This window comes from Glycomyces tritici (assembly GCF_030403505.1).
Window position 1 is genome coordinate 138,321 of record NZ_JAUEMJ010000006.1, and the last position, 12,515, is coordinate 150,835.

Below are 12,515 nucleotides of genomic sequence, written 5' to 3' on the forward strand. Positions count from 1 at the left end.
AAGAGCCGCCCAGTGGGCGGACAACAGCACAACTGCATACGGACCGGTGGGTCGCTCTCACGATTGGCGTCCTGAAGCGACCCACCTTCCCAACCAAGGAAGGAAACCCTCCTGTGGTCTACCTCAGGCTACGCGAAAACGGGTCGCACCCGGTAGTTCGAAACGCGCCCGCCGCCGAACCGTCCACCGAGTCGCTCGGTCTGACCGAGCGCGTGGACGGCTACTACGACCGGGCGGGCCGCCGCCTGTTCCTCACCGACGGTTCCCCCGATCCGCTGACCCCGGGCGCGCACCGGTACCGAGCGCACCCCGACCTGTGCGATCCCACTGCACGCGAGACCGACCCGGCCTCGCCCCGCTACGAGCCGCCGCACCTGCGCCACCGCCCCGGCGACACCTGGGAGATCGGCGGCAAGCCCCACGATCCCGACGACCCGGGACCGTTCGGCACCGCCGGATGGCGACCGGACACCCGCACCGGCCGCCACCGCCGCGCCGAGCTCCCCGATCCGGACCCCTCGCAGGATGACGGCACCGGCACGACTCGCGGACCGGGCGCCGCCACGCTGCCTGAGGAACCTGACCGGCCGCTTTGGGTCGTTCCCGACCGCGCTTCGCCTGAGCCCAAGCGGCGCAATCGGTTCTGGCGGGATGACGACGATGATCGGGGACACGGCGAAGTGCCGCGCGACGAGGAGCCGCACCGGTTCTCCAAGCTCCAGGAGGACGCCTGGGACCGGTTCATCATCAAGTCCTCCGAGCTCGCCGCCGCCCACTGGGCGAACCGGCGGGCACTGGAGTCGCGGCACCGCTGGCTGGTCGCAGCGTTCCTGCGCTTCTTCCAGTGGGTCGGCTTCATGAAGGGGTCAGCTGTGCTTGAGAAGCCCGAACCGGTGCCGATCCCGACTCAGCCGCAATCGGCGCGACCTGCACGCACCCGGCCCGGTGCCCAACTGGCGCAGGCGATCGCGGGCGCGCAGACCGCGTGGGCCGAAGCCGCCTGCGAGACAGAGGAGTCCGCAGCGCTCCGCGACGCGGAGGCGCCGCCCGGCGTTGCGACTTGTACAGCGGAGGCGACGCCCGAAGCAGTGGCTCGCACAGCGGCGCAGCAGGGTCGGTCCGACCGCGCCTCCGCGCATTGGCGCGCCCGGCCTCGCGAGGACCGCCCCCGCCCCTCACCGATGCCGTACATCGCGCGCTGGGAGCGGGCGTTCGACGCGCACCGGTCCTTCGGTGAGGCGGTGGCCCTGTGAACGCCACCCACTACCTCGACACCGTCTGGGTCGACGGCCGCTTGCTGCGGTACACGGCGCTGCCGTTCCAAGCCCGCCTGCGGATCACCTTCGGCGGCATCGGCACCCGGCCCGAACCGCTCGGGTCCGTGATCCGGCTCGACACCGATGAACCACGGCTGTGCGTCTCCGCGCCGCTGCACGTCGAATGGGCCGGGACCAACAGCGAAGCCATCATCGCCGAAGCGGTCCGCATCTGGGCCGAGGTGCGACGCGACTGCAACGGCTGAACACTCCCCCGGTGCCGTCGTGCATTCGCGCGGCGGCACCGGTCAAGCCCTTCGCGGCTCGCTGGCGCCCCTCAACAGGTCAGCGGCCGATGCGCTCGCGCAGACGGTTCAAGTACCGGTTCCCGGCGAGTTGCGGATGCGCCTCGTACAGCAGCGCGAACGCGTCGCCCACGATCTGCTCGACAAGCTCCTCGAACTCGGCCATGCCCCCGGGTCCCAAGAATCGTCCCAGTCGCGTTTCCGGTAGGCCAGGGTGAACGGCGGCTCCGGCCGGTCGTGCGCCGTCACGGTGTCGTCGGCTCTCCGGATCAAGCGTCGGCGAAGGCGTCTCGTGCCGACGGGCAGGACATGCACCTCGGGCCGCCTCGGCCGGAGCCGAGTTCGGAGCCGGGGATGGTGAGGACCTTGATGCCGGCGCGCTCGAGCCGGGCGTTGGTGACCGTGTTGCGCTCGTAGGCGACCGCGATCCCGGGGGCGAGGGCGAGGGTGTTGTTGCCGTCGTCCCACTGCTCGCGCTCAGCCGTCACCACATCGCGCTCGCCGGTGTGGATGATCTCGATGCGGTCGACGCCGATCGCGTCGGCCGCCGCGTCAAGGAACCGCTTGGGGCCCTTGATGGAGAGGCTCGCGCCGCCGTCGGCGCTGGTGAGCGTGTACGCCTCCAGACGCTGCTCGGCCGGGGCGTACATGACCATGCGGTCGCGGTCGACCATCGTGCAGACCGTGTCCAGGTGCATCGTCGCCCGCCGCTGCGCGATCGGCACGACCAGCACGGTGTGGATGCGCCCGTGCTCGAACGCCTTGCGCGCCAAGCGCTCCGCGCCCGCCGGGGTGGTGCGCTCGCCGACGCCGACGGCCAGGACGCCCGGCGCCAGCGCCAGGACGTCGCCGCCCTCAAGGTGCTCCAGCGAAGGGTCGTACAGCTTCGGCACCGCGGCGAAGCGGGGGTGGTGGTGGTAGATCAGGCCGGTCAGGGTGGTCTCGCGCCGGCGTGCGGGCATCGCGAGGCTGGTCACGGCCACGGCGTCGCCGATCCACACCGACGAGTCCCGCGTGAACATCATGTTCGGCAGCGGGTCGATGACGAACTCGGTCGGGCGCATCATCTTGTGCCGCAACGATCCCGAAGTGCCGAACTCTTCTTTCGTCAAGCCCTCCACCAGGACCGCCGCGAGCCGCTCCGGCTCCAGGTCGGCCAGGTACGCCGCGAGTTCGCGCCCGAGGGTCTGGCCCAGGCGCGGGTCGGCGGTCACCGAGACGCTCACCGCCTCGCGCGCTTCGGGCAGTTCGAGGCATTCCGCAAGCAGCGCACCGACGTACAGGACCTCGACGCCGTGCTCGAGGAGCGTGCCCGCGAACCGGTCGTGCTCGGCCTGTGCCCGTTCCACCCAAGGGATGCCGTCGAACAGGAGCGCGCCGTTGTTGCGGGGGGTCAGGCGGCGCAGTTCGCCCCCGGGGCGGTGGAGCATGACACTGCGCAGGCGCCCCACCTCGGAATCGACACCGAAGGCGGGCGCGTCGTTGGCACTCATGATCTGAGGGTAGACGCGCGGGGGACGAAGATCAACTTATCTCTGTTAACGTGGACAGACTGAGCGTTACGACTACCCCCGGGACGCCCAATTGACGCAACTCGAACTCGTCATCCCGCTTCGGACCAATGCGTCCGGACCCGATGACATGAGGCTGGATCCGGCGCTGGCCACGTGGCGCACCGCCGTGTCCGCATCGGCGGACGCCTGCATGCTCCTGGCGGCCGACACCCGGATCATCGCCATCTCCCGAGCCGCCCGGCATGTGCTCGGGTTCAGCCTCGAAATCGAGGTCACGATGCCGCGGTTCCTGGACGCGGGCATCCGCTTCCTGGACTTCACCGCGGGCGCGCATCCGCTGGTCGACTCGGAGTTGGCCCGGCTCGCGCCCGTCCAGACGCTCCAGACCGATTCGCTGGAGCGCAGTCTCATGCGGATCGAGCATCGCGGCGTGCACCGGACCTTCGATGTGACGGCCTCGCCGCTGCACTCGCCGCCGCGTCTCGACGCGATCGGGTCGCTGACGTTCCTGACCCCGATGGGTCCGGCGTGAGCGGTCTCGCGACCGGTGCGAGGCGGGTCGGTCCTGCGCCCGGCCGTTCGCGGCGGTAACCCGCGCGGCCGCTCCTGCAGGGCGCCGACCATGGCGGCGACTATGGCCCTGGTCTGGTCGTACGAGGCCGCCGAGAGCGCCGGTGTGCCGATCACCGAACGCATGAGGCCCATGCCGACGAGGAGCGCGCCCAGGATCTCGGCGCGCAGTTCGGCGTCCTCGCCGCCGCTTCGCTTCGCGAAGTCGGCGAGGTATTCGCCGCAGACCTGGTCGCGCAGTTGGGCGCGGACCTCGGGGCGACCGGCCGAGCGGAGCATGACGAGCAGCGGGTGCTCGGTTCCGGGCTCGCCGCGGTCGGCGAAGACGACCTCGCCCAGGAGCGCGTCGGCCAGTTCCACGAGTCCGCGCCGCGGGTCGCGGCCCAGGCCCTCGGGGACCTCGACGTGGACCGCCTCGGTGAACAGGGCCTGTTTGGAGCCGAAGTAGCGGAAGATCAGCGTCGGGTCGACGCCGGCGTCGGCGGCGATGTCGCGCACGCCGGTGCCGTCGAAGCCGTGCTCGGTGAAGCGGCGGCGGGCGGCTTCGAGCAGGGCGGCGCGTGTGGCGTCGCGGTCGCGGCGTTTGGGTTCGCTCATGAAGTCATCATAAGTCATCAGTTGTTGACTTAATCGCGATGTCCGGCTACGTTAGTCATCGACTGATGACTTGACTGGAAGGGCACGAAAGCCATGCGCACCTACGTGATCACCGGCGGCACCGACGGCATGGGCAGAGGGCTGGGGCTGCATTTCCTGGCCCGCGGCGACCGCGCGATCGCCGTCGGCACCAACCCGGCCAAAGGGCGGGCGTTCCTCGCCGAGGCCGAACGGCTCGGCGCGGCCGAGCGCGCCGGCTTCCTGCGGGCCGACCTCAGCACGCTCGCAGGGATGCAGGCCGTCGTCGCCGAGGTCGAGCAGACCGCGGACCGGCTCGACGGCCTCGTCTTCGCCACCCAGCGTTTTCAACCGAAACGCGAGGAGACCCCCGACGGGTTCGAGCACACCTTCGCCCTGGCCTACCTCAGCCGCTTCGTGATCGGCCACGCGCTGACCGGGCTGCTCGACCGCGCCGAGGCCCCGGTCGTGCTCAACCTGGCCGGGCCCGGCGGCATGCCCGGCACGATCCACTGGGACGACCTGCAACTGCGCGACGGCTACACCGGGATGCGCGCCGCCATGCAGGCCTCGCGCTGCAACGACCTGCTCGGCGTCGACTTCCCCAGGCGCCACCCGCGATCGCGGGCGCGCTACGTCCTCTACAACCCGCTGTTCGTCAAGACCGGCATGGCCGACCCGCTGCCGCAGCCCCAGCGGATGGTCACCAAGGCCATGTCCTGGCTGCTGGCGCAGCGGGTGGAGCAGGCGGTCCCGCCGATGGCGGGCCTCATGGACGACCCGCCCGCCGAGCGGGTCAGCGCCTTCAAGCGCGCCAAGCCGCTCCCGTTGACCGGCAAGGACTTCGACCCTGACGCCGCCGACCGGCTCCACCGGCTCACGACCGGACTCCTGGACCGGTAGCCGGTCCGCAGGGGTGCCGTCCTAGTCGGCGTTGAGGTCGTAGATCAGCGCGGTGTCGGTGCGCTCCACCTCGACGCCGAACGGCTCGGCCTCGGTGTCCAGACCCGCCCAGTCGCTGCCGGGCAGCGAACCGGGGAGGACCACGACGGTCTCGATGCCGGCCCCGCGCAGGGACGCGATCGCGTCCTCGCTCGGGAAGCCCATCGACATCGAGCGGATCCCCGCCTGCTCGTCGGGCGTGAACGCCGCGACCCCGTTGGCCACCTCCGGGAACCCGTCGATGCTCCAGTACTGGACCCGCGTGTCGCCCCCGCCCGCAGGCAGGAACAGCACCGGACCCTCCAGTGCGGACATGTCGACCGGCGCCTCCGGCACCTCCACGTACGGCGCGACCGTGAGCCCCTCCCACAGGACCAGCCCGATCGGCAGGAACAGCAGCGCATGCACCCGCCTGGGCGCCTTCACCTTCAGCCGCTTGTCGACCCGGGCGCGGTGCGCCATGTCGTCCGCCTCGTCGGCGATGCGCGTCAGCGTCCCCGCCGCCAGCGCCGCCAGGATCAGCGTCAGGTAGATCGCCAGGCGCCCCGGGGTGCGGATCGCGTCCCAGCCCGGCGCGTATTCGTACAGCAGCGCCCACGCCCACGAGCCGTCGTCGAGGAAGTTGGGGCCCATGGCGACCGCGAACACGAGCGCGCCGCCGAGCGCCAGCCAGACCCGCTGCCAGCCCGTCCAGCACGACCAGATCAGCCCCGCGACCGCCAGCGCGACCAGCGTGAAGCCGACCAGCAGCGCCTGCTCGGGCGCCCACGTCAGCTCCGTGCGCGCGGCCTCGTGCGCCGCGCCCCACACCCGCGACTCCTCCGGCGCGATGATGAAGCTCTGCCAGGTCGGGCTGAACCAGCTGATGTACTCCACGTCGCGCAGCGCCTCGGGGTAGGCGCGGGCGACGACCGCGTGCTTGTCGGCGATCCACAGCACCCCGAGGGTGAAGACGGAGCCGCCGACGCCGTTGGCGGCCAGGGTCTGCCAGCGCAGCCGGGGGCGTTTGGCGAGCCAGTGGAGGCCGACGACCACGCCGATGCCGAGGAGCAGGTAGACGAAGGGGATGCCGAGTCCGGCGCCGATCGAGAACTGCCAGAGGGCGGTGAGCCATCCGGCGAGGATCCAGCCGGGGCGCTGGCGTTCGGGTTTGAAGCCGCCGCGCAGCGAGTAGCCGTGGCCGCGGGCGAGCATGGCGAGGGCGAGGACGATGCCGCCGCTGGAGAGCACCTGGAGGTGTCCGGCCTGGCCGAGTTTCCATGGGGCGTAGGCGAATGCGGCGGCGGCGACGGCGGAGCCGGCGACGCGGGCGCCGAGTTGGCGCAGGAGGGCGTAGGCGCCGAGGAACGCGAGGGCGAACGTGCCGATGTAGAGGACGTTGTAGACGACGAGCGCGCTGGTGGGGCTGGTGATGAGGAGGGCCGCGGGGGCGTAGCCCATGAGGGTGTCGGTGAAGAGGTAGGCGTCGTCGAGGGGCCAGAAGCTGTTGGTGTCCCAGATGCCGGCGGGGTTCTCGCGGAGGGCGTGGCCGACCCAGCCGAGGATGTAGGTGAGCAGCAGCGGGTCGCCGGTGTCGTGGGGGATGCGGTCGGTGAGGTGCTGCGCGAGGGGCCAGGTCATGGCGAGGGCGAGGAGGACGCTGCAGAGTCCGGCGAGGGTCCATTCGCTGCGGGCGGCGCGGCGCAGGGCGCGGCCGAGGGCTCGCCAGCGGCCGGGGCGGTGGGTCTCGGGCGGGTCTTCGCCGCCGGCGAAGCGCTGCCAGCGCTCGTGCTCTTTGATGCTGCTGTCGCCGGTGCCGGTGCGGGGGGCGTCGCCTTCGGCGCCGCCGCGCGCGGGGGTGGGGGCCTCGGGCTCGCGGGCTGCCGCGGGCTCGGTGTCGGGCGCAGGTGTGGCCATGGTGTTCTCGCGGTCCTCGCTCGGGGCTGTCTCGCACATCCTACGGACGGGCGTGGCGCTCCTTACGGGCGCATGAGGACGGATCTGGGCGTGGCGGCGGATTGGGGGCGGCCGGGGCCGTCACCTTTCCCGCGCCCGCTCGTTGAACGCTGGTGAGACCTGATTCCCACTAATGATCAGGTCGGTACCCGGACAAAGACGCAGTTGGAGAGACGCACGCATGGGAAGTCACACCACGAAGCCCGGCAAGCAGTCCCGGGCCCAGACGCGTCCTCCGCTGCCGTACCCGGTGAACGACGGCCGGATCGCGCCCGCGATCCAGGAGGCGATGGACCGGCGCGCGCATCGGCGGAAGTCGCGCTTGGCCGCCATTTCGGCGGCGTCGATGCTCGCGGTCGGCGGTGCGGCCGGAGTGAGCATCGCGACGGCGGACGAGCCGGAGTCGGGCAGCGGCAGCGAGGTCGTGTTCAGCGGCGATTGCGGCACGCTGGGCCTGATGTCGGCGACGTCGTCGCCGGACGCCTCGGAGTTGACGGTCGACCAGGGTTCGCAGGTGCGGTACAGCAACGACCTGGGCACTGACGCGAAGCTGCACGTGGGCGACGAGGTGTACGAGATCGGTCCGGGTTCGAGCCAGGTGTTCGAGATGAACCGCTCGGCCGAGGTCGCGATGGTGCCGAACTGCCACGGGCTGTTCGCCGAGTACGAGTCGGCGCAGGTGCGCGTGGTCGAGGCGCAGGCCGACGAGTCGCAGTCCGGCGAGGACGAGTCCGGCGGCGACGTCGAGCTGCCCCCGGCCGGCGGCGGCGAGGGCGATGCGCCCGAAGGCGATGCGCAGGGCGAGGACTCCGGTGTGGCCGATGACGGCGGCGAGGCCCAGCAGGGCCCGGCCGCCGAGGACCCGGCCGCCGTCGAGGAAGCGCCGGCGGCTGACGAGGAAGTGAACGCGTTCGGCCCGCCGCCTTCGGCGGAGGACTCCGGCGCGGGCGGCGACGCCCCTGCCGTCGAGGACGAGGTCGTGACGGTCGACCCGGAGGCCGTGGCCGACGGCGCGAACGGTCTGCTCGCGCTCTTGGCGATCATCTGCCTGGTGGGTGTGGCCGCCGCGGTGGCGCGCACCCTGCTGAAACAGCGGGTGACGGCATGACGCCGGTCCCCGCCCCGAGCCCGGCGCCGCAGGCCGCCGCGTCCGCTCCCGTTCACCATTCGACCCGGCAGGTCCACGGCGCGCAAACCGCCTCGTGGGTGCCGTCGGGCCGGGTGCGGAACCGGCGCGACCGGCAGCGTGCGGCCCGGTGCCTCACCGGCCCCGACCAGGTCCGCGTTTCGCGGGCCTCCAGGCCGCGGCGCGGTGCGGTGGAGTCTCCGTGAGGCACTGAGGTGCAGGCGGTCGTTGATGGTCATTTCCTCCCCAGGTCCCACTGCGAACGCCGGTCCCAGTGCCTCACGGCCCGCCGACTGAAGCTTGATGCGAAGCGCCCGCCGATCGGCGGGCGCTTCGCCGTTTGCCGGGCCTGAGGGCGCGAGGAACCATGGAGAGAGCAGTATCACCGCGGTGATTCAGGCGGCGTTGTGCAACCGTTACTGAACTCTCAATCAACCCTGCTTGTGGTCGCTTCGATGACTGCTTTAGCGTGGGCCGCAGTATTCATTCGCGCCCCCCGCACCGAAGTCAGGTTCCTGTTGTGACCTCCCAGCCCAAGCACGCCCCTTCGCGACGGCTCTGGCCCTTCCTCGCCGTCCCGGCCATCGCCGTGCTCGTCGCGGCCGCGATCTACGTGATCGACCTTTCCGGTGACGACGGCGGCGCCGGCGGTTCGGCCGCGGACGGGACCCTGCCGGGCTCCCAGGAGTCCGCGGGCGACTCGTCGCTGCAGCCCTCGGAGGAGGAGATGCACGCGGCGGCGCAGGGGCGGCTCCAGGCCGACCTGGAGGCGGCCGTGGGCGAGTACCTGGCGGGGCTCGAGGACGAGAACTTCTACGCCTCGGTCGCGGTGGACGACGCGGAGTTCCAGCTCGCGTACGAGGGCGAGGTGCAGCACGACACGGCGTCGGTCGTGAAGGTCGAGATCCTGACGATGGTGCTGGAGCACTACGGGACGCTCGACGAGGTGCCGGACTGGCTGCTGGACCGGGCCGAGTCGATGATCAAGGACTCGAGCAACGACGCGACGAACGACATGCTGTACGGCGGCACGTTCGACGACGGGCACGACGCGATCCGGCAGGCGCACATCGACTACGGGCTCGCGAACACGAACCCGAACGAGACCGAGCAGTGGGGGAAGACCCAGACGACCGCGGTGGACCAGCTGCGGGTGCTGGAACTCGCGCTGTACGAGGAGGTCCTGGACGCCGAGCAGGTCGAGTTCGCGCGCTCGCTCATGGGCGACCTGTCGCAGTCGCAGCAGTGGGGCGTCTCGGCCGCGGCGGCCGAGGACGAGACGGTGTGGATGAAGAACGGCTGGGACACGCGCGACGCGATGGGCGGCGAGTGGGTGGTGAACTCGATCGGCGTCATCGACGGCGAGTCCGAGCAGCCGATCAAGATCGCGATCCTCACCGGCGGCTCGGCCACCGATGCGGAGGGCATCGAGCGGGTCGAGGCGATCGCCGAGATCGTCCGCGAGGTCGTGGACACCGACCCGTACGCGTAGGCGAGCGGACCGTGCCGCGGTCACGCGGCGCTGAGTCTTTCGGGTGACACGTGCGCTGCGGGGCCGTGGTCACGCGGTCCTGACTCTTTCGGGTGACACGTGCGCTGCGGGGGCCGGTTCTTGTCGGACCCGGGCGGGATGGTTGCGGCGGACCCTGCTTTCCCCTCTAGTGGTGGGTGGGGGTTTGTGGACGGCCCTTCGCGGGGGCTCTACCCTCGCGGCATGACCGATCTGATCTCCGCGCTGACCGGGGCCGGGCTGGAGCCCGTGACCGATGCCGATGTCGTGGCCGCGCATTCGGTGGACCACGCGGCGCTCGTGCCGCCGGGCCGGGCCGCCGCGCTCATCAGGGCCCGTTCGACCGAGGAGGTCAGCGCGGTCCTGCGGGTCGCGGCCGAGTTCGGCGCCCCCGTCGTGCCGCAGGGGGCCCGCACGGGTCTGGCCGGGGCGGCCACGGCGGTCGACGGGGCGATCCTCCTCGACGTCTCGCCGATGGACCGCATCCTCTCGATCGACCCGGTGAACCGCCTCGCGGTCTGCCAGCCCGGTGTCCTCAACGCCGCGATCACCGCCGCCGCAAGCGAGTTCGGCCTGCGCTACAGCCCCGACCCGGGGTCGTGGCAGATCTCCACGATCGGCGGGAACATCGCGACCGCGGCCGGCGGCATGTGCTGCGTCAAGTACGGGACGACCCCGGAGTACGTGCTCGGCCTCGAGGTCGTGCTCGCCTCGGGCGAGGTCATGCGCTGCGGGCGGGAGACCGCGAAGGGCGTGGCCGGGTACGACCTGGTGCGGCTCTTCTGCGGCTCCGAGGGGACCCTCGGGGTCATCACCGAGGCGACGGTGAAGCTCTCGCCCGTCCCGGCCGGGCGGCTCTCGCTCGCCGCGGTCTTCGGCACCACGGCCGACGCCGGCCGGGCGGTCACCGCGATCATGGCCGCGGGCGCCCAGCCGAGCCTGCTCGAACTCATCGACAACGTGCACCTGCGGGCACTGGAGGCCTTGCGCCCCATGGGCTTGCCGACCGAAGCGGCCGCGATGCTGCTGGTGGCCGCCGACGCGAACCCCGCCGAGGAGCTCGCCGCGATCGAGGCGCTCTGCACCGCGGCCGGGGCCTCGGAGGTCTACCGCGCGACCGACGCCGCCGAGGCCGACGCGCTGCTGGAGTCGCGGCGCAGCGCCTACCACGCGATGGAGCGGCTGGGCACGGTCCTGGTCGACGACATCGCGGTCCCGCGCTCGCGCCTGGCCGAAGCGCTCGACGGCGTGCAGGCCGCGGCGGCGCGGCACGGCGTGGTCATCGGCGTCATCGCCCATGCGGGGGACGGGAACCTGCACCCGAACATCATCGTGCACCCCGAGGACCCGGCCTCGCTCGAAGCCGGGCGCGCCGCGTTCGACGAGATCCTGGAGATGGCGCTCGCCATGGGCGGCACCATAACCGGCGAGCACGGCGTGGGAATGCTCAAACGCGATTGGCTCGCAAAGGAACTCGACCCGGTGAATCTCGCGGTGCAGCGGCGCATCAAAAGCGCGCTCGACCCGCTCGGCATCCTCAACCCCGGCAAAGTCCTCGCAGGTTGAGCGGCACGGACTCAGAGTTCCGGTGCGGCCGATACGGTTTCGTGTCGTTCCTGTTACACGTTAATGGGGCCGCAGCGCTTGCCCATTCGCTGCGGCCCCGATAAAGTGGAGGAGCTCCACTTTTCATTGGCACCAGTAGGGCTGTGCCCGATTGCCCTTACTGGTTTCGTGCCCCCGGATTGTTCCGTGCCTCCCGGAAGACTGCCCATGTCCGTCCGTTTGGCTTGTCGGCGTGACCGGAACACTCATTACTATGAGGACCGTCTCTGGGCGTGGCCTGTGCTGAGCCTGAGAAGAACCTGGGAAACGATGTCAAACCGTTACTCGGGGACCTCGAAACCCGCGAGTTTGTCCAGCTCAGCCGTGATGTCAGGTCGCTGATCGACCGGCTCGCCGTCGATCTGGGTGATGAAGGCCACACCTCGCACGGAGGAGCTCAGCCACGCCGCTTCGGCGTTCTTCAAGTCCCCCACCGAGATCAGCTTCTCCACGGTCTTCAGGCCCGCCTTCGGCGCCTGCTCCAGCAGGTACGCGCTGGTCGTGCCCGGCAGGATGCCCGCCGAGGCCGGCGTGGTGCAGAGCGTGTCGCCCTCCAGCCACAGGAGCGAGGAGGTCGGGCCCTCCAGCGCGAAGCCGTCGGCCGAGACCCACAGGGCGTCATCGGCTCCCTGGGTCTTCGCCCAGCGGGTCACCGCCATCATCGACGCGTACGAGAGGGCTTTGACGCCGCCTAGAAGCCACGGGGCTTCGCCCCGCGCATCGGCATTCACCCCCAGGGTCGCCGTGGCGATCTTCAGGCCGTCCCGGCGCGGCAGGATGCGCTCGCGCGGCACGGGGTCCACCGTCGCGTAGACGGTGGGCGGCCCGCCGTGCTCGCGGCCGCGCGTGGCGACCAGGCGCAGCGCGCCCTCGCCGTCGGCCCGCTCGCGCCAGGCCTCCAGGGCCTGCTCGGCGAGCTCGGCCATCGCCGCCTTCGCGGGCAGCTCGAACTCCATGCGGCGCGCGGAGTTCGCCATGCGGTCGAGGTGCTCGGAGAGCAGGAACGCCTGCCCGGCCCGGACGTTGACGGTCTCGAAGACGCCGTCGCCACGGAGGACTCCGAGGTCGTCGGCGCACAGGAGTGGCGCGTCGGAATCGACGACGCCGCGGTGCAGTACTGCGGTCACTAGTGCCATG

11 protein-coding genes are annotated in these 12,515 nt (G+C 71.3%); 6 read left to right on the forward strand and 5 right to left on the reverse strand.

Annotated elements, in window-relative coordinates; translation table 11 throughout:
- Positions 1-113 precede the first annotated feature (113 nt).
- Positions 114-1,253 carry a hypothetical protein gene (locus QWI33_RS19585; RefSeq protein WP_289958839.1) on the forward strand — a complete coding sequence of 380 codons (1,140 nt, stop codon included), beginning with the start codon at positions 114-116 and terminating at the stop codon, positions 1,251-1,253.
- Positions 1,250-1,522: a hypothetical protein gene (locus QWI33_RS19590; RefSeq protein WP_289958840.1), complete on the forward strand. Its 273-nt coding sequence runs from the start codon at positions 1,250-1,252 to the stop codon at positions 1,520-1,522. The genes QWI33_RS19585 and QWI33_RS19590 overlap by 4 nt, the downstream gene beginning before the upstream one ends.
- A 79-nt stretch (positions 1,523-1,601) precedes the next feature.
- Here the strand turns inward: QWI33_RS19590 and QWI33_RS19595 are convergent, their stop codons facing one another.
- The 3 genes from QWI33_RS19595 to QWI33_RS19605 all read right to left on the reverse strand — a co-directional run bounded on the left by QWI33_RS19595 (position 1,602) and on the right by QWI33_RS19605 (position 4,242).
- Entirely contained in the window at positions 1,602-1,727 is a 126-nt protein-coding gene (locus tag QWI33_RS19595; protein ID WP_289958841.1) for a hypothetical protein, read from the reverse strand.
- Between the two features lie 103 nt (positions 1,728-1,830).
- The gene (locus tag QWI33_RS19600) at positions 1,831-3,054 is read right to left on the reverse strand and encodes an arginine deiminase (protein ID WP_289958842.1); all 1,224 of its coding nucleotides are present in this window, start codon (positions 3,052-3,054) and stop codon (positions 1,831-1,833) included.
- Positions 3,055-3,126: 72 nt separating this feature from the next.
- Positions 3,127-4,242, reverse strand: coding sequence for a TetR/AcrR family transcriptional regulator (locus QWI33_RS19605; RefSeq protein ID WP_289958843.1), 1,116 nt, complete (start codon positions 4,240-4,242; stop codon positions 3,127-3,129).
- A 93-nt stretch (positions 4,243-4,335) separates the two neighbouring features.
- Between QWI33_RS19605 and QWI33_RS19610 the strand changes: the two genes are divergently transcribed.
- Positions 4,336-5,163: an SDR family NAD(P)-dependent oxidoreductase gene (locus tag QWI33_RS19610; protein ID WP_289958844.1), complete on the forward strand. Its 828-nt coding sequence runs from the start codon at positions 4,336-4,338 to the stop codon at positions 5,161-5,163.
- A gap of 21 nt (positions 5,164-5,184) precedes the next feature.
- On the opposite strand, the gene QWI33_RS19615 is transcribed toward QWI33_RS19610, so the two are convergent.
- A complete protein-coding gene (locus tag QWI33_RS19615) occupies positions 5,185-7,137 on the reverse strand; it encodes a hypothetical protein (protein WP_289958845.1) in 1,953 nt (650 codons plus the stop codon).
- Between the two features lie 181 nt (positions 7,138-7,318).
- Between QWI33_RS19615 and QWI33_RS19620 the strand changes: the two genes are divergently transcribed.
- From QWI33_RS19620 to QWI33_RS19630, 3 genes are all read left to right on the forward strand, one after another.
- Positions 7,319-8,245, forward strand: coding sequence for a hypothetical protein (locus QWI33_RS19620; RefSeq protein WP_289958846.1), 927 nt, complete (start codon positions 7,319-7,321; stop codon positions 8,243-8,245).
- A gap of 538 nt (positions 8,246-8,783) precedes the next feature.
- Positions 8,784-9,755: a serine hydrolase gene (locus tag QWI33_RS19625; protein ID WP_289958847.1), complete on the forward strand. Its 972-nt coding sequence runs from the start codon at positions 8,784-8,786 to the stop codon at positions 9,753-9,755.
- 222 nt (positions 9,756-9,977) lie between these two features.
- Entirely contained in the window at positions 9,978-11,339 is a 1,362-nt protein-coding gene (locus tag QWI33_RS19630) for an FAD-binding oxidoreductase (RefSeq protein ID WP_289958848.1), read from the forward strand.
- A 320-nt stretch (positions 11,340-11,659) separates the two neighbouring features.
- Here the strand turns inward: QWI33_RS19630 and QWI33_RS19635 are convergent, their stop codons facing one another.
- Positions 11,660-12,514, reverse strand: coding sequence for an aminotransferase class IV (locus QWI33_RS19635; RefSeq protein ID WP_289958849.1), 855 nt, complete (start codon positions 12,512-12,514; stop codon positions 11,660-11,662).
- Between the last annotated feature and the right edge of the window lies 1 nt (position 12,515).

Bases quoted from the DNA above. Each gene is read 5' to 3' on its own strand.
- QWI33_RS19630 (WP_289958848.1), top strand. From the start codon at position 9,978: ATGACCGATCTGATCTCCGCGCTGACCGGGGCCGGGCTGGAGCCCGTG.
- QWI33_RS19610 (WP_289958844.1), top strand. From the start codon at position 4,336: ATGCGCACCTACGTGATCACCGGCGGCACCGACGGCATGGGCAGAGGG.
- QWI33_RS19595 (WP_289958841.1), bottom strand. From the start codon at position 1,727: ATGGCCGAGTTCGAGGAGCTTGTCGAGCAGATCGTGGGCGACGCGTTC.
- QWI33_RS19605 (WP_289958843.1), bottom strand. From the start codon at position 4,242: ATGAGCGAACCCAAACGCCGCGACCGCGACGCCACACGCGCCGCCCTG.
- QWI33_RS19615 (WP_289958845.1), bottom strand. From the start codon at position 7,137: ATGTGCGAGACAGCCCCGAGCGAGGACCGCGAGAACACCATGGCCACA.
- QWI33_RS19620 (WP_289958846.1), top strand. From the start codon at position 7,319: ATGGGAAGTCACACCACGAAGCCCGGCAAGCAGTCCCGGGCCCAGACG.
- QWI33_RS19600 (WP_289958842.1), bottom strand. From the start codon at position 3,054: ATGAGTGCCAACGACGCGCCCGCCTTCGGTGTCGATTCCGAGGTGGGG.
- QWI33_RS19635 (WP_289958849.1), bottom strand. From the start codon at position 12,514: ATGGCACTAGTGACCGCAGTACTGCACCGCGGCGTCGTCGATTCCGAC.